The sequence below is a fragment of the Zooshikella ganghwensis genome, from assembly GCF_018263875.1.
In the GTDB taxonomy this organism is placed as follows: Bacteria; Pseudomonadota; Gammaproteobacteria; order Pseudomonadales; family Zooshikellaceae; genus Zooshikella; species Zooshikella ganghwensis.
Genome location: NZ_JAEVHG010000002.1, coordinates 400,533 through 416,872, shown reverse-complemented (window position 1 = coordinate 416,872; position 16,340 = coordinate 400,533). Strand labels below are relative to the sequence as shown.

Here is a 16,340-nt window from a genome sequence, read left to right as displayed (position 1 = left end):
AAAGAAAAAAGAATAAATATATGCTTTGTTGCGGGGGTGTAATGATACTAAGCCGTAAAGCTTGCTGGTAGTTTGCACTATTTATACTTTCACAATAATACGATGATGAAAATCATTACTCTGGTGGGATATGTTATACAGATCAGCGTTTTAGTAAGTAAGTGGTAATAATTTGCGACTTACTCCCCGCAGCCCCCTCTTCATTAACTGATAAGCTTGGCTTAGTTCTGTACGACAGGTGTTTGCTATACCCATCACAAATCATTTTTTTAGGTTTTTTGTCTTTAAAGCAACTGTGGTTACTATCGCTAGTCTTAACAGGTCAGATTAGCCCTACTAAAAAGGCTTTGAAATGGGTTTAATTATACCTTCTTTGTGAAGTATTTTGATGTTGATGGTAATGATATTTTCACAGGTGGTATTTCTATTTGCAAAACACTTATAAATAAAAAACTTTCAACTTTAAGTATTCATCTGCTGTAACCCTTGGCAAAGGGCATATTAGGGCAGCAGCACAGCTAAGCGCCTTACGTACAGTCACTACAAGCCGAAATTATTCGTTGTTATGAACTAGTTCTATCACGAGGGTTTAGCCGTGAAGCTTCTACCATTAAGTCGTGTGTTTCTCAGCAGTGCACTGTTAGCTACCATCAGTATTCCTGGTTGGGCGGATGATGGTTTTTGGATCACCATCGATAAAGAGACGCGAGAAAAAATACGAGCAGAAATGCCTTTCCTTTTAGAGGATGTTGATCTGTCATCAGTGGCAACAGATGAAGCGTTTTCAAGTAGTAGTTCGACTGTCGCCAAAGTTTCAGAGAAGAAAATTGATGCATTAAGCCAATTTATCCACTTGCGGATGAAGCGTTGTGGAGGCTTTATTGTTCATGATGATTTTCAACAAGCGCTGTCACTAGTAAAGCAGAATGAAAATACCCCCCTTAATAGCTTTGTAAAACCTGATTATACAATTGATCAAGGTGAAGTTGTTACTGCGCTTATTCCTTCTGTGCAGGAGTCATCCTTAAAAGAAACCATTAATAATTTAACGCGGTTTAATAATCGGTACTATCAAAGTGACACGGGTGTTGAGGCAGCCAGCTGGATTAAAAGTCACTGGGAGCAGTTAGCCAAAGGTCGTGAGAAAGTATCAGTTGAGCTGGTTAAACACAGTCAGTGGAAACAGCCTTCAGTGGTGTTGACCTGGAAAGGCAGTGAGTCACCTGATGAGGTTGTTGTTGTTGGCGGGCACCTTGATTCAATTAATCAAGGCAGTGGTGATAAAGTCCGAGCAAAAGCCCCTGGGGCTGATGACAATGCTTCAGGGATTGCATCAATCACTGAAACAATGCGCGTGCTTTTTGCCAGTGATTTTAATCCTAAGCGAACTATAAAATTTATGGGGTATGCTGCTGAGGAGGTAGGTTTAAGAGGCTCAGGAGATATTGCTACACGTCATAAACAAGGTAATACCAATGTTATTGGGGTTATGCAGCTAGATATGACGCTCTTTAATGGTTCACGTGCTGATGTTGTCTTTATGCAAGACAATACATCAAATGAGCTGACTCAGTTTACGGCTAAGCTGGCCGAGACCTATCTGCCAGAAATCAGTGTGGGCTATGGACGTTGTGGATATGCCTGCTCGGATCATGCTTCTTGGCACCGCAATGGATATCCGGCTGTTATGCCATTTGAAGCTCAGATGCGTGAGTCGAACAATAATATTCATACCACAAGAGATACGCTGGAAAGTGCTGGGGGGAATGGCTTGCATGCTATTAAGTTTGCCAAGCTAGCAACGGCTTTTGCTGTTGAATTGGCAAAAAGTGCTGGAGGTAACCCTGATACGCCAGATCCGACCACGCCGGACGATGGTTCCTATAGGACTTTAAAAAATGGCAAGGGCTTCTGCTTGGGAGTCAATAAGCAAAGTGGAAATCGGATAACAGCAAGCAAGTGTAATAATTCAGCAAACCAAAAATGGAAAATGGACGGCGCTGGCCGTATTCATCCAAAAGCCGATGAAAAACAATGTTTGGTTATGAAGTCTTGGTTTACAGGTGCCAACATGGCTCAATTGAATGCCTGTAAAACGACAGATAATACCCAGCGTTGGGCATTGGTTGGCGGCAAATTGCAAAACGCTGAGCACACAAAATTTTACTTAACCCACTTTGGTGAGAAGTATGGTGACTGGATAGGTGTTTGGCATGATCTATCCAATGACTACCAGCAGTGGCAGTGGAGTAACTAAGATTTCATAAATGACAACCTCACCCCTCCTTTTTATTTCAACGTAGGAGGGGTGAGGTTAAAGCTGTTTTCAAGTGATATTGCTACCGCCTTACATAGGCTTAGTTATCATTTTTGTTGTTGACTGTTTACGCTGTGTAATGTTTTTTTACATTACGCATGTGTAAATGTAAAAAATAGCCATTCTATTTATATTGGTATTGATGTTTGTCGCACAACATGTTGTTTATGAAAATAGGCTGAAAGTGTTTCGTTATTGTTAAACATGCTGTTTTTTTAGGTTAGTTGTGTGGTAAAAAAGTACTCATTGGAATGAGACAATATCGATACGGTCATTTTACAAGATGCAATTACATAAAAAATATGATTGTGCTTATATGACTGTGCGTAGTGTCGATGGGTGAAAAATAGACGAGTGTTTTAGATGCTCAGAGTTTTTGTGAGTACATTCACTTGTTGTTTGGTGTATAAAAAAGCTGCTTTTTGTTTCCCTCATAAATAGTGCTAAAATGCGCGCCCTAGTAACAAATTACTCATACTGTCAGTCAGTACTAAGTACTTCTACCTAACTATGGATCCATTTCCCTGCTGTAAAAAAGGGAGAGATGGTTACCTCTCTTTGTAGTTAAATAGTAGGTGGTTGTATAAATTGTGCACTATTTTCAAATAAAGCTTACGTAATCAAATAAAATGAGTGTGGTATTTATTTGGTCCAACCTGACTCACAGTTAATGTTGTTTTGTGTTTAACAAAGGTTAATAAGTTATGGCGTTTGCCTCTGATAATGTTGTCGAAATTAACGGCTTAACGTTTAGGCGTTCAGGTCGTGCTATTTATGACAATGTCACAATTCACATTCCCAGAGGAAAAGTGACAGCTATTATGGGGCCAAGTGGGACAGGTAAAACCACACTGTTACGCCTAATTGGTGCCCAGCTTAGGCCTGATGCTGGCGATATTATTGTGGATGGGCATAGTATTCCCTCTTTAGGGCGTAGTGATTTATTTAAAGTCAGACGAAAAATGGGCATGTTATTTCAAAGTGGTGCTCTTTTTACTGACTTGAGCGTGTACGAAAATGTTGCTTTTCCATTACGTGTTCATACTCAGCTTCCTGAAGCTATGATTCGTGATGTTGTACTCATGAAGTTGCATGCGGTTGGCCTTCGTGGTGCAAGAGACTTAATGCCAAGTGAACTCTCTGGAGGGATGGCACGCCGGGTGGCTTTAGCTAGAGCCATTGCTCTGGACCCGATGATGATTATGTATGATGAGCCTTTTGTTGGGCAGGATCCCATTGCCATGGGGGTATTGGTTCAACTGATTCGCTTACTGAATGATGCTTTAAACTTGACCAGTATTGTGGTCTCTCATGATGTTCATGAGGCTGCCAGTATTGCTGATTATATTTATGTAGTAGGTGATGCCAGTGTGTTAGGACATGGAACACCTGGTGAACTAATGAACTCTACGGACGATAGAATAAGACAGTTTATGAAGGGACTACCTGATGGTCCAGTGCCTTATCATTATCCCGCACAAGACTATCGTCAAGATTTGCTGATGGGGGAACTGTTATGAAGCAGCAACGACTCGATTTAATAACCAGCTTCATTACTTTTCTTCGTCGTCTTGGGCAATCTGGTATTATGCGGGTTGAGTCAATAGGCCGCTCAGGTGTCTTTTTACTGCTCGCAATCTTTGGTCGTTCAGGTTTTGGCTCGCGCTATCAATTATTAGTACAACAACTGTACTCAATAGGTGTTTTATCGCTGGTCATCATTTCAGTATCAGGACTTTTTATTGGAATGGTGCTGGGCCTTCAAGGATATAACATACTTGTTACCTATGGCTCTGAAGAGGCTGTTGGCCAGATGGTCGCGTTAACGCTATTACGAGAGTTAGGTCCCGTTGTGACAGCACTGCTTTATGCAGGGCGGGCAGGCTCTGCGCTTACAGCAGAAATTGGCTTGATGAAAGCAACAGAGCAACTGTCCAGTATGGAAATGATTGGTGTTGATCCACTAAAAAGAATAGTTGCACCACGCTTCTGGGCAGGTTTTATTTCAATGCCTTTACTCGCTGCAATTTTCAGTGTGATTGGCATTTATGGAGGGGCTATGGTCAGTGTTGACTGGCTTGGCATCTATGAGGGGTCGTTTTGGTCAAACATGCAACAGTCCGTTAACTTTGCGGATGACGTCTGTAATGGTGTGATTAAAAGTCTTGTCTTTGGTTTTGTCGTAACCTGGATCGCCGTTTTCCAAGGCTACGATACTTTGCCCACTTCAGAAGGTATAAGTCGAGCAACAACAAGAACGGTTGTTTACTCGTCATTAGCTGTACTGGGTTTGGACTTTATTTTAACGGCAGTGATGTTCGGAGAACTGTAATGGTGCGCATGAGAACCGTTGAGATCAGCGTGGGTGTTTTTATGCTGGCAGGCATATTTGCGCTGATCCTGTTGGCTTTGCGAGTCAGTGGATTATCCATTCAGACAGCCCAAAGTACTTATCATGTTCATGCTTTCTTTGATCACATTGGTGGTCTGAAAGTGCGTTCCAAGGTGGCTATTAGTGGTGTCAATGTAGGAAGAGTCGTTTCTATTTCCTATGATAAAACGGAAATGCGTGCCAAAGTTGTTATGGAAATTGACAGCCAGGTTAACAATATTCCAACAGATAGCACAGCAGCCATTTTGACTTCTGGCCTTTTGGGTGAGCAGTATATTGGTATTTCGTTAGGTGGTGAGGAAAAGACTTTGCAGGAAGGTGGGGAGATATGGAATACCCAACCAGCGCAAATTCTTGAAGATTTGATTGGAAAGTTCCTTAAACAATCAGTCAAAGAAGTTGAATAAAGATAAACAGGATTAGCTAGACGAAGGTATATTCATGAATTTGCGAAATAATTTTACTAAAGCGATAGCCGTAGTATTTGCGCAATGTTTGCTTATCTCAAGTGCTTTAGCTGTAACAGATAGCCCTGATCAGTTGGTGAAGCAAACCACTGAAAAAATGATTGCGGTTATCAAACAAGAAAAGCCTAACTATAAAACTAATCCACAACGCTTTTTTAATGAGCTGGATAAAGTGCTCTCGCCCGTTGTTGCATTCGATAAGATTGCCCGTAGTGTTATGAGTGTTCGTCACATTAAAAAAGCGACACCAGCTCAATTACAGCAGTTTGAAAAAGCGTTTAAAACCAGCATGATTGAGTTTTATGGGAAAGCGTTACTTAAATATGATAACCAGCGTATTGATGTAAAACCTATCCCTGCTAACCAACTCAGTAAGCCTCGTGTGCCCGTGCACATGACTATTTATGCTGCTGATGGAACAACTTATCCTTTAACTTACACGATGTTTAAAGATGGTGCTGGAGAGTGGAAGTTACGCAATGTTGTTGTTAATGGCATTAATATTGGGAAAGTCTTCCAGTCTCAGTTTGATCAAGCTATGCGTGAAAACCAGCGCAACATTCAAAAAGTGATTGATGACTGGTCTAATATCATGAAATCTGCTCAAGAAAAGACCCAGGCTAAAGGTGCTTAAGCTGTGACAACTGCAACAGTAGAGCTTATTCAGCCAGGTGCGCTTAAGGTTGCTGGTAGTCTTGAATCCGCCAATGCTGTTGTTATTGAGCAGCAGGGGCGGGATTTAATGAGTGGTGACAACTCAGTTACAGCCTGGCAGATTGATCTTAGTGGAATCACTGCCTGTAGTAGTGTAGGGCTTTCTGTCTTACTTTGCTGGCTGCGCTTTGCTAAGAAAAGCTCATACCAACTTAAATTCATAAACATGTCAGCTGATTTGTTTGATTTAGCCAGAGTAAGTGGTCTTGATAGTGTGCTTCCCTTAGGAATTGAGTAAAAAGTCAAATTTGCTATGGTAATTAAAACGCAGTTAAGGTTTCGCCGCTGCGTTTTTTTTTATATCATACTCCCCCTTTTTTTCAGCATTTTATGTTGAGGTAGCGATGGGACCAGAGCAAATAAAAGCACTATTAGAAGCTAAGTTGACAAACACTGACGTTATTGTTGAGGGTGAAGGCTGTAATTTTCAGCTGATACTTGTCAGTGATGAGTTCGCAGGTTTATCCCCAGTGAAAAAACAACAAATGGTTTATGCTCACCTCAACCACCTTATCGCTGATGGCACTATCCATGCGGTTACGATGAAATTCTTCTCGCCTGCTGAGTGGCAACAGTATCTCCAACAAAATGGACAGCAATAGAAATAAAATACTCCTTGTGCTGTCAGAGTCGATCTGGCTCAGTATTTAGTAAGTGCTTGAGGAATAATTAATGGATAAATTGATTATTACCGGTGGTAGTCGCCTGGATGGAGAGATTAGAATTTCCGGAGCGAAAAATGCCGCCTTACCCATCCTGGCAGCAACGCTTCTGGCTGATGAGCCAGTGACTGTGTGTAACCTCCCACATCTGCATGACATAACAACCATGATTGAGCTATTTGGCCGGATGGGCATTGAGCTTGTGGTTGATGAAAAGCTAAACGTTGAAGTTCATGCAAACTCAATTAAGAGCTTAAGTGCTCCCTACGAACTCGTGAAAACCATGCGGGCTTCCATTCTCGTGCTGGGACCCATGCTAGCGCACTTTGGTCGAGCTGAAGTCGCTCTGCCAGGGGGCTGTGCAATTGGCAGTCGACCTGTAGATCTGCATATCCGTGGTCTGGAAGCCATGGGGGCAGATATAAAGGTTGAAGATGGTTACATCAAAGCCAGTGTTAAAGACCGTTTAAAAGGTGCACACATATTTTTGGATACGGTGACCGTTACTGGGACCGAAAATATTTTGATGGCTGCTTGCCTGGCTGACGGGCAGACGGTGATTGAAAATGCGGCTCGGGAGCCAGAAGTGGTCGACTTAGCGCACTGCTTGATTAAAATGGGAGCGAAAATCTCAGGTCACGGTAGTGATACGATTGTGGTTGATGGCGTGCCAAAGCTTCACGGCTGTGTTTACTCGGTACTGCCTGATCGGATTGAGACTGGAACCTATCTGGTAGCGGCTGCGGTGACTGGTGGTCGGGTGAAAGTGAAAGACACTGATCCTTCTATCCTTGAGGCAGTGTTGAGTAAGCTAAAAGAAGCGGGTGCTGATATTACTGTAGGGGATGACTGGATTGAGTTGGATATGCATGGCAAGCGCCCGAAAGCAATCAGCTTAAAAACAGCACCTTATCCTGCTTTCCCAACTGATATGCAGGCGCAATTCACCACACTAAATGCAGTGGCTGAAGGGACAGGTAGTATCACCGAAACTGTATTCGAAAATCGCTTTATGCACGCCCTGGAAATGATGCGGATGGGTGCAAATATTACTATTGAGGGCAATACGGCTATTGTCACTGGTGTTGAAAAGCTTAAAGCTGCGCCCGTTATGGCAACTGACTTACGCGCTTCGGCCAGCTTAGTGGTAGCCGGCTTGGTTGCTGAAGGCGATACTGTGGTTGATCGTATTTATCATATTGACCGTGGTTATGAGTGTATCGAAGAAAAACTGCAATTATTAGGCGCAAAAATCAGACGTGTACCTTAGCATATGCTACTAAAACAATGAAAAATCAACTTACGATTGCGTTATCTAAAGGGCGGATTCTCGATGAAACCTTGCCCTTACTCAAAGCTGCAGGCATAGAGCCTGCAGAAGATCTTAAAAAAAGTCGCAAACTCATTATTCCCACCCATCACCCTCATGTTAACTTGCTGATTGTACGTACCACCGACGTTCCTACTTATGTTGAATATGGTGCTGCTGATGCAGGTGTTTCTGGCAAAGATGTTCTGCTTGAACATGGTGCCCATGGCCTTTATGAACCTCTGGATTTAAAAATTGCGCGCTGTCGTTTAATGACTGCTGGTCCTGTGGATGAAAGACCACAATTTGGCAGACGACGGGTGGCTACCAAATTTGTCAACATAGCTAAGCGCTTTTATGCTGCTCAAGGGCAGCAAGCAGAAATTATAAAGCTGTATGGTTCTATGGAGCTAGCACCTTTGGTAGGGTTGGCTGATGAAATTGTGGATGTGGTTGATACGGGCAATACACTTCGCGCAAATGGCTTAGCGCCTAGAGAGCTGATTGCTCATGTCAGCGCGAGGCTGATCATTAATAAAGCAGCTATGAAGATAAAGCATCAGTTATTGCAGACCCTGATTCAAGACCTGGAGTCAGCTGTGAATAAGCAGGAAGTGCTGTAATAGGCCAAATATTCTTGCTTATTTAATACCGTGCAGCAGTCTTGGTTGGAGAGTGGATTCATGTCTCTTGATATTCAGTGGCTAGATGCCACAGCAGAAGATTTTTCTACCCGCTTAAATGCATTGGTTGCCTGGGAGGCTGTTTCTGATCAGCAGGTGTTAAGCGCTGTTCAGTCTATTATTGGTGATGTGCGACATCGTGGAGATCAGGCTTTAGTTGACTACACCTGTCGTTTTGATCAACGCAAAATCACCTCGATAGCTGAGTTATGTCTTGAGGCAGAAGTACTTCAAGAAGCTCGTCAACGCTTGAGCGCTGGTGATCAGCAAGCCCTGGTCGCGGCGGCTGAACGGATTAGGCGTTATCATGAAAAGCAGGTCCAAAGTTCCTGGCAATACGAAGAAGAGGGTGTATTACTTGGGCAACAGGTTACACCTATGGAACGAGTGGGTATTTATGTTCCAGGAGGAAAAGCAGCCTATCCTTCATCGGTGTTGATGAATGCGATTCCTGCCAAAGTGGCTGGGGTAAGCGAAGTGATTATGGTTGTGCCTATGCCCAAAGATGTGGTGAATGACTGGGTATTAGCTGCAGCAGCCATAGCTGGGGTTGATAAAGTGTTCACCATTGGTGGTGCTCAGGCAATAGCGGCTTTGGCTTATGGTACCGAGTCGGTACCAAAGGTCGATAAAATTGTAGGGCCAGGTAATATTTATGTGGCTACTGCTAAGCAGTTGGTGTTTGGCCAGGTAGGCATTGATATGATTGCGGGCCCTTCTGAAATCCTGGTGATTTGTGATGGTAAAACAAACCCAGATTGGATAGCCATGGATTTGTTTTCTCAGGCAGAACATGATGAAGATGCTCAGTCTATTCTGGTGTCTCCTGATCGTGACTTCTTAAACAGGGTAAAAGAAAGTATACAGCGCTTGTTGCCAACCATGGAAAGAAAGGATTTTATTGAAGCCTCATTAAAAAATCGTGGCGCGTTTATCTGGACACCAGATATGGATACGGCAATTGATGTAAGTAATAAAATAGCCCCTGAACACTTGGAATTATCTGTAGAAGATCCTCAAGCACTCTTACCTGCAATACATCATGCAGGTGCTATCTTTATGGGACGTTATACGGCAGAAGCATTGGGTGACTACTGTGCAGGCCCAAATCATGTGCTACCTACATCTGGGACTGCACGCTTTTCTTCTCCTTTAGGGGTTTATGACTTTCAAAAACGCTCTTCACTGATAAGCTTTTCTGCTGAAAGTGCCAGTGAAATTGGACAAATTGCGTCAACACTTGCGAGAGCTGAAGGTCTGACCGCCCATGCGTGTTCAGCTGAGTACCGGATCGTAACCAAAGAGTGACGAAATAATAGCTAACAATAAGAAGACCACCTATGGCGAGTGATAATCGTAAACAGGCAGTAAGCGCTCGTGTTGAGCGCTGGGTGAGAACCGATGTCCAGGCTTTAAAAGCGTATCATGTACCGGCCATTGAGGAGCATGTCATCAAACTTGATGCTATGGAAAATCCTTATCATTGGCCGTCAGCAATGCAGCAGGCATGGCTTGATGCGCTCCAGCAAATTCATGTTAATCGTTATCCTGATGCAGATTGCTCTCAGTTAAAACAGGCTTTTCGCGAGGCTTTCCATGTAGCAGAAGACTACGAGCTGCTATTTGGCAATGGTTCAGATGAGTTGATTCAGCTATTGGCAATGGCAGTCGCAGGCCCAAAGCGAACGATACTGGCACCTGAGCCAAGCTTCGTGATGTATAAGATGATTGCACAATTCCTACAAATGAATTACGTAGGGATACCACTAGGCACAGATTTTTCTCTCGATGTCAGTGCTATGCTGAAGGCTATTGAGACGCATAACCCAGCCTTAATCTTTTTAGCTCAACCCAATAACCCAACGGGTAATGTCTTTGGAGAAGAAAAAATCCGGCGCATTATTGAAGCCACTTCTGGTTTGGTGGTCATAGATGAGGCTTATACAGCATTTTCCTCAAGTGATGGTTACCCTTTGCTGGCTGACTATAGCAATGTGGTCATTATGCGAACCCTTTCTAAAGTCGGGTTAGCAGGTTTACGTTTGGGTTATTTAATTGGCCATCCAGGCTGGTTGGAAGAAGTAAATAAGCTACGCTTGCCTTACAATATTAATGTGCTCACGCAAGCCAGCACGGCATTTGCGTTACAACATGTGGATGAGTTGTTTAAACAAACTGCTCAGATTTGTGCGGATCGAGAACTACTTAAAGAAAGGTTGTCTGCCTTTGATAATCTTCATGTTTGGCCTAGTGAGGCAAACTTTTTACTCTGCCGCACACTGGAACATGATGCCGCAGAGATCCAGCGCTTACTACTGGCAAGAGGCGTGCTCATCAAGTCACTACATGGCAGTCATCCCTTATTAAATAACTGCTTGCGGATTACTGTTGGCACACCCAACGAAAATGAAGTGTTGTTAAGAGAATTAGCAGCATTGTTAGCCAGTTAAGCCTGCTTGAGCAGAAATACACTCATCTTGGTTTTAGTTTTAGCCTGGATGAGTGGTGTTTAAATGCATTACCTTGAAAAAGTAGATCGATAACGTTTGACTAATGCCTTGAGCGAGAAGGCTCTTGCAAGCCTGATAGGGATGGCCTTAAGCCAATAATACATTTGATGTCTTGCTCAATACCATTACGAATAATTTTAATGGAAACTTCTTCGCCGGGGCGCATTTGAGCAACCTGATACATCACTTTGCGCCCTTCCCGCGCATGCATACTGTTTATTTCAAGAATTAAATCACCAGGCTTTAAACCGGCTTGAAAGGCAGGGCCATTACGGTATACGCCAGTAATTAAAATGCCTTCTATATGGGGAAGACCAAAAGCATCCGCTAGCTCACGAGTAAACTGTTGTGTTTCTAGCCCCAACCAGCCGCGAATAACTTTACCGTGCTTAACGATTGATAGCATGACATCACGGGCAATCTCTGAAGGAATAGCAAAGCCAATGCCTTGGGAGCCTCCTGACTTAGAAAATATCGCAGTGTTGATACCCAGCAGGTCACCATGAACATTAATGAGTGCACCACCAGAGTTACCAGGGTTAATGGCAGCATCTGTTTGGATAAAATTCTCGTAGGTATTAAGATACAGCTTACTTCGTCCTGTAGCACTAATAATACCCATTGTGACTGTTTGGCCAACCCCAAAAGGGTTGCCTATTGCTAATACTACGTCGCCAATTTCTGCATTTCTAGTGGGGGCCAAGGTAACTGAAGGTAAATTATCCAAGTCTATTTTCAGGATAGCTAAGTCTGTTTCAGGGTCAGTACCCACAACACGGGCGGGAGTCTCTCGGCCATCTTGAAGTAATATAAGGATTTCAGAAGCACCAGCAATTACGTGGTTATTGGTAACAACGTACCCCTCAGGACTCATGATAACGCCAGAACCTAAGCTCGATTGCATCCGTTTCCGTTTAGGCATTTGGTTATAACCAAAAAAATCCTGGAAAAAAGGGTCATCAAAGATAGGGTGCTGACGTTCTCGAATAATCTTGGTGGTATAAATATTCACTACGGCAGGGGCCGCTTTTTTGACCGCATGACTATAAGAACTGGGTCCAGTTCTAGCCGCTGAAACAGTGACATTTTCTTGTTTTATCACGACAGGATCTGTGGAGCTGATAGGACTGTTATTACTGTTGTATACTGCTTGAGTAACCTGTGGTGTATCTTGTTCGGCAGTATTATTTATTCCAACCAGACCGGGGAATTGCTGCATCAGAATGATGGCAACCAAGACACCGCAGATTGTTGGCCATGTAAGAAAATGCACTAGTTTTTTCATAGTCATGCTTTCGTATTAATTTGCCTTTGGCTTATAAAGTGAGGCCAAGCTATTCAGGTGTTGCAACCCCCTGGGCGTAATCATTATACGGATTCACGACTTATTCTGTCATCCCATATTCTGCTAATGTAAGACATATACACTATGGTTGAACGTAAAGTCCTTATAAATACTTTAAGTGAATGGTTGCAGCCGCAGCTATTTAAAGATTACTGTCCCAACGGCTTACAAGTGGAAGGCAAGTCGCATATTAAGAAAATTGTGACTGGTGTCACTGCGAGTCAAGCCTTGGTCGATCAAGCAATTAGTTTACAAGCGGATGCGCTGCTGGTTCATCATGGATATTTTTGGCGTGGTGAGGCGGAACCGGTTGTAGGTATGAAGAAAAAGCGTTTACAAGCGTTATTGGCTAACGATATTAACTTGTTAGCTTATCACCTGCCTTTAGATGCCCACCCTGAATTAGGTAATAATGCTCAATTAGCTAAGCAATTAGGTTGGAAGGTAACTCAAGGCATGGATGCTGATATGAATACCAGCATTGGCTTGGTGGGAGAAGTGCCTGATGAGCTGACAGTAGAGGCATTTTCTCAGCAAATAACCAAAGTATTGGGACGTTCCCCCTTAGTTATCCAGTCTGGTAATCAGCCCATTAAAAGAGTCGCTTGGTGTACTGGAGCAGCGCAGGGCTTTATCGAAAAAGCAGCACAACTGGGTGTTGATGCGTATTTGTCTGGTGAAATATCAGAGCCTACGGTACACAGTGCAAGGGAGTTAGGTATTCATTATTTTGCTGCAGGCCATCACGCAACGGAACGCTACGGCATTAAAGCCTTAGGGGCTGCGCTTGCGGGCCATTTTGGTCTTGAACACGTATTTGTTGATATCGATAATCCTGTTTAATCCTGTCTTATATTGTTCTGTATTTTAGCCGCAGCTTATAGTTTGAAGACATTGGGTTGTGGCTACCCCTCCCTCAGCGACAACAGTTATCCCCAAAAAACATATTTATATGATAAAAACGTCTAAATAGCCGGCTTATTATAATTATTATTAATTTGGTATAGTAGGTTTCTAGTAACATAACCCTGCTGGACAGGGGGATAAATGAAAGCTTGGCAACGGATCTGATAATCCATGCGGTAACCTTGTGACTTTCACAAGGGAACAAACCGTGTAATAAATTTAACTGCGATTATCCGTTTTGAAGTTAACTACGTGAAGAATCGCTATGGTAGCCTGAGATGCAAGCAAATAATCTGACCCACTTAAAACAGCTTGAAGCTGAAAGTATCCATATTATCCGCGAGGTGGTCGCAGAGTTTGAAAATCCAGTCATGCTTTATTCTATTGGCAAGGATTCTTCTGTCATGTTGCATCTCGCGTTAAAGGCTTTTTACCCAAGTAAACCACCATTTCCGCTGCTTCATGTTGATACGGGGTGGAAGTTTCGTGAAATGATTAGTTTTCGTGATCAACGTGCCAACGAAGTGGGTATGGAGCTGTTAGTTCATAAAAACCCTGATGGTGAAGCTTTAGGGATTAATCCATTTATTCATGGTAGTGCCAAGCATACTGATGTTATGAAAACCCAGAGCTTAAAGCAGGCACTGAATAAGTATGGTTTTGATGCTGCATTTGGTGGTGCTAGACGAGATGAAGAAAAGTCTCGTGCCAAAGAGCGTGTTTACTCTTTCCGTGATAAAAATCACCGTTGGGACCCTAAAAATCAACGTCCTGAATTATGGAATATCTACAACGGTAAAGTGAATAAGGGCGAAAGTATTCGTGTATTTCCTTTATCAAACTGGACTGAACTCGATATCTGGCAATACATCCATTTAGAAAATATTCCCATTGTGCCACTGTATTATGCAGCAAAACGTCCTGTTGTGATGCGTGATGGTGTGGATTTAATGGTTGATGATGAGCGCTTTCCTCTCCACGATGATGAAAAGCCAGAACTGAAAATGGTCAGGTTTAGAACCCTTGGCTGTTACCCCCTGACAGGTGCTATTGAATCCTCTGCTACAACTTTGCCTGATATTATCCAGGAAATGCTTCTGACTAAAACTTCAGAGCGACAAGGTCGTGTGATTGATCATGATGGTGCAGGCTCCATGGAAAAGAAAAAGCAAGAAGGATATTTCTAAGCTATGGACAATAACTGCCGTCTTATTAGCCAAAATAGCACTAATGCAGCCACCGGTGTGGTATTAACATTTGCAGCATTAAAAGTGGGGCCTGGGTATGTCACATCAATCTGAACTGATCGCTACTGATATTAATGCTTATCTAGCACAGCATGAACAGAAAGAGCTACTACGATTTTTAACTTGTGGTAGTGTTGATGATGGGAAAAGTACTTTAATTGGCCGGCTATTGCATGACTCTAAAATGATTTATGAAGATCATTTAGAGTCAATTAAAAACGATAGTAAAAAAAGTGGTAATGCGGGTGAAAAGTTAGACTTAGCGCTGCTGGTTGATGGTTTGCAAGCTGAGCGCGAGCAGGGCATTACGATTGATGTAGCCTATCGTTACTTCTCAACAGCAAAACGAAAATTTATTATTGCGGATACCCCTGGCCATGAGCAATATACTCGTAATATGGCGACGGGAGCATCTACCTGTAATTTAGCCATTATTTTAATTGATGCGCGAAATGGCGTAAAAACACAAACCCGTCGTCATAGCTTCTTGACCTCGTTATTGGGTATCAAGCATATCATCGTGGCCATTAATAAAATGGATTTGATGGGTTTTTCAGAGGATGTTTTTACAAAAATTAAGGAAGATTATACGGCATTTGCAGCTGAATTGGGCTTTAAAGATATTCACTTTGTGCCAATCTCGGCGCTGGACGGTGATAATGTTGTAAACCTAAGTGCAAATACGCCCTGGTATCAAGGTCAGCCATTGATGTCTATTTTAGAAACAGTAGAAATCAGCGCAGATCGTAACTTTGATGATTTTCGTTTTCCCGTTCAATATGTTAACCGGCCGAACCTGGATTTTCGTGGCTTTAGTGGCACTATTACGTCAGGTGTTGTGCGAACTGGTGATGAGTTGGTGGTATTTCCTTCACAGCAGCGCAGCCGCGTAAAAGCAATAGTGACTTATGACGGCGAGTTGTCTGAAGCCTTTGCAGGGCAAGCGGTTACACTGACATTAACAGATGAAATTGATATCAGTCGTGGAGACTTACTTGTTAAGCCTGACAACCTGCCATTGGTGGCGAGTGATATACAGGCTACGGTAGTGTGGATGGCGGAGGCAGCGCTTCAGGCGGGCAAGCAGTATGATATTAAGTTTCTGACAAATAAGGCCATTGCTACGTTAACCCGTATTGAATACAAAACAGATGTTAACACCCTTAAGCAACAACAAGGGCATCAGCTACAACTCAATGAGATTGCACTGTGTCATTTTGCGTTAAACAAAGCGGTTGCTCTAGATAATTACCAGGCTAACCCAGGAACGGGAGCTTTTATTTTAATTGACCGAATGACCAATGTTACTGTTGGGGCTGGTATGGTCAAAGGTATTGGTGAACAACAGGTGAAGCCTGTTAGTCAACAAGAGCGTGCAGCACGCTTTGATCAACAGCCTCAGATTATTGAAATTACTGGCCAGGAGCGCCAGACTGCTGCTAAGCACTTAGAGCGGCGTTTATTTAATCAAGGACGTAATGTTGTGGTGCTGGATCAGGAGTCTTTACCTGATACAGAAATAGAGTCCATGATGAGTATTGCTGAGTACCTTCAGCAACAGGGGCTTATTGTATTGCTAGTCTGTGCCAGCCCACAAAACAGTTATCGTGTTGCGACCCAACAGCTTACAGTTGATGATGTTTCTCACTTAGCCAAAACAGTTGAAGAGTTAGCGCATCAACTGTAGTCAAAGTGGCTAGAGATGCTTATACCCAAAACGAAGGGTATAGAATGATCAAAAGCCCTGCTGAATCAGTACAGCAGGGCTTTTTTTGTGTCAGTAGTTGG

The 16,340-nt window shown here is 43.0% G+C and carries 15 protein-coding genes; 14 read left to right on the top strand and 1 reads right to left on the bottom strand.

Going from position 1 to position 16,340, the window contains the following annotated elements:
- Nucleotides 1-595 precede the first annotated feature (595 nt).
- The 11 genes from KHS79_RS05670 (at nucleotide 596) to hisC (ending at nucleotide 10,994) form a co-directional block, all read left to right on the top strand.
- Nucleotides 596-2,257, top strand: coding sequence for a M20/M25/M40 family metallo-hydrolase (locus tag KHS79_RS05670; RefSeq protein ID WP_094786317.1), 1,662 nt, complete (start codon nucleotides 596-598; stop codon nucleotides 2,255-2,257).
- Nucleotides 2,258-3,021: 764 nt separating this feature from the next.
- A complete protein-coding gene (locus tag KHS79_RS05665) occupies nucleotides 3,022-3,837 on the top strand; it encodes an ATP-binding cassette domain-containing protein (protein WP_027707882.1) in 816 nt (271 codons plus the stop codon).
- Nucleotides 3,834-4,649, top strand: a complete 816-nt coding sequence (gene mlaE / locus KHS79_RS05660) for a lipid asymmetry maintenance ABC transporter permease subunit MlaE (RefSeq protein WP_094786318.1) — start codon at nucleotides 3,834-3,836, stop codon at nucleotides 4,647-4,649. Before KHS79_RS05665 ends, mlaE begins: the two co-directional genes overlap by 4 nt.
- 8 nt (nucleotides 4,650-4,657) lie before the next feature.
- Entirely contained in the window at nucleotides 4,658-5,116 is a 459-nt protein-coding gene (gene mlaD, locus KHS79_RS05655; RefSeq protein WP_407704219.1) for an outer membrane lipid asymmetry maintenance protein MlaD, read from the top strand.
- A 34-nt stretch (nucleotides 5,117-5,150) separates the two neighbouring features.
- Entirely contained in the window at nucleotides 5,151-5,810 is a 660-nt protein-coding gene (locus KHS79_RS05650) for an MlaC/ttg2D family ABC transporter substrate-binding protein (protein WP_212717421.1), read from the top strand.
- A gap of 3 nt (nucleotides 5,811-5,813) precedes the next feature.
- Complete coding sequence (locus KHS79_RS05645) at nucleotides 5,814-6,128, top strand: STAS domain-containing protein (protein WP_212717419.1); 315 nt, start codon at nucleotides 5,814-5,816, stop codon at nucleotides 6,126-6,128.
- A 106-nt stretch (nucleotides 6,129-6,234) separates the two neighbouring features.
- On the top strand, nucleotides 6,235-6,492 hold the full coding sequence (locus tag KHS79_RS05640) for a BolA family protein (protein WP_027707887.1): 258 nt from the start codon (nucleotides 6,235-6,237) through the stop codon (nucleotides 6,490-6,492).
- Nucleotides 6,493-6,562: 70 nt separating this feature from the next.
- The gene (gene murA / locus KHS79_RS05635; RefSeq protein WP_094786321.1) at nucleotides 6,563-7,822 is read left to right on the top strand and encodes a UDP-N-acetylglucosamine 1-carboxyvinyltransferase; all 1,260 of its coding nucleotides are present in this window, start codon (nucleotides 6,563-6,565) and stop codon (nucleotides 7,820-7,822) included.
- Between the two features lie 17 nt (nucleotides 7,823-7,839).
- A complete protein-coding gene (gene hisG / locus KHS79_RS05630; RefSeq protein WP_027707889.1) occupies nucleotides 7,840-8,484 on the top strand; it encodes an ATP phosphoribosyltransferase in 645 nt (214 codons plus the stop codon).
- Nucleotides 8,485-8,544: 60 nt separating this feature from the next.
- The gene (gene hisD / locus KHS79_RS05625; protein WP_212717417.1) at nucleotides 8,545-9,852 is read left to right on the top strand and encodes a histidinol dehydrogenase; all 1,308 of its coding nucleotides are present in this window, start codon (nucleotides 8,545-8,547) and stop codon (nucleotides 9,850-9,852) included.
- Between the two features lie 32 nt (nucleotides 9,853-9,884).
- On the top strand, nucleotides 9,885-10,994 hold the full coding sequence (gene hisC, locus KHS79_RS05620) for a histidinol-phosphate transaminase (RefSeq protein ID WP_212717415.1): 1,110 nt from the start codon (nucleotides 9,885-9,887) through the stop codon (nucleotides 10,992-10,994).
- Nucleotides 10,995-11,094: 100 nt separating this feature from the next.
- Here the strand turns inward: hisC and KHS79_RS05615 are convergent, their stop codons facing one another.
- Nucleotides 11,095-12,339, bottom strand: a complete 1,245-nt coding sequence (locus KHS79_RS05615; RefSeq protein ID WP_027707892.1) for a S1C family serine protease — start codon at nucleotides 12,337-12,339, stop codon at nucleotides 11,095-11,097.
- Between the two features lie 144 nt (nucleotides 12,340-12,483).
- On the opposite strand from KHS79_RS05615, the gene KHS79_RS05610 reads away from it, so the two are divergent.
- From KHS79_RS05610 to cysN, 3 genes are all read left to right on the top strand, one after another.
- Complete coding sequence (locus KHS79_RS05610; protein ID WP_212717413.1) at nucleotides 12,484-13,242, top strand: Nif3-like dinuclear metal center hexameric protein; 759 nt, start codon at nucleotides 12,484-12,486, stop codon at nucleotides 13,240-13,242.
- A 341-nt stretch (nucleotides 13,243-13,583) separates the two neighbouring features.
- Complete coding sequence (gene cysD / locus KHS79_RS05605; RefSeq protein WP_027707894.1) at nucleotides 13,584-14,492, top strand: sulfate adenylyltransferase subunit CysD; 909 nt, start codon at nucleotides 13,584-13,586, stop codon at nucleotides 14,490-14,492.
- A gap of 97 nt (nucleotides 14,493-14,589) precedes the next feature.
- Nucleotides 14,590-16,239 carry a sulfate adenylyltransferase subunit CysN gene (gene cysN / locus KHS79_RS05600; RefSeq protein WP_212717403.1) on the top strand — a complete coding sequence of 550 codons (1,650 nt, stop codon included), beginning with the start codon at nucleotides 14,590-14,592 and terminating at the stop codon, nucleotides 16,237-16,239.
- Nucleotides 16,240-16,340 lie beyond the last annotated feature (101 nt).

Excerpts from the sequence above, each read along its gene's own strand:
- KHS79_RS05665 (WP_027707882.1), top strand. The coding sequence starts at position 3,022 with ATGGCGTTTGCCTCTGATAATGTTGTCGAAATTAACGGCTTAACGTTT.
- mlaE (WP_094786318.1), top strand. The coding sequence starts at position 3,834 with ATGAAGCAGCAACGACTCGATTTAATAACCAGCTTCATTACTTTTCTT.
- mlaD (WP_407704219.1), top strand. The coding sequence starts at position 4,658 with ATGAGAACCGTTGAGATCAGCGTGGGTGTTTTTATGCTGGCAGGCATA.
- KHS79_RS05650 (WP_212717421.1), top strand. The coding sequence starts at position 5,151 with ATGAATTTGCGAAATAATTTTACTAAAGCGATAGCCGTAGTATTTGCG.
- KHS79_RS05640 (WP_027707887.1), top strand. The coding sequence starts at position 6,235 with ATGGGACCAGAGCAAATAAAAGCACTATTAGAAGCTAAGTTGACAAAC.
- murA (WP_094786321.1), top strand. The coding sequence starts at position 6,563 with ATGGATAAATTGATTATTACCGGTGGTAGTCGCCTGGATGGAGAGATT.
- hisG (WP_027707889.1), top strand. The coding sequence starts at position 7,840 with ATGAAAAATCAACTTACGATTGCGTTATCTAAAGGGCGGATTCTCGAT.
- hisD (WP_212717417.1), top strand. The coding sequence starts at position 8,545 with ATGTCTCTTGATATTCAGTGGCTAGATGCCACAGCAGAAGATTTTTCT.
- hisC (WP_212717415.1), top strand. The coding sequence starts at position 9,885 with ATGGCGAGTGATAATCGTAAACAGGCAGTAAGCGCTCGTGTTGAGCGC.
- KHS79_RS05615 (WP_027707892.1), bottom strand. The coding sequence starts at position 12,339 with ATGAAAAAACTAGTGCATTTTCTTACATGGCCAACAATCTGCGGTGTC.
- KHS79_RS05610 (WP_212717413.1), top strand. The coding sequence starts at position 12,484 with ATGGTTGAACGTAAAGTCCTTATAAATACTTTAAGTGAATGGTTGCAG.
- cysD (WP_027707894.1), top strand. The coding sequence starts at position 13,584 with ATGCAAGCAAATAATCTGACCCACTTAAAACAGCTTGAAGCTGAAAGT.
- cysN (WP_212717403.1), top strand. The coding sequence starts at position 14,590 with ATGTCACATCAATCTGAACTGATCGCTACTGATATTAATGCTTATCTA.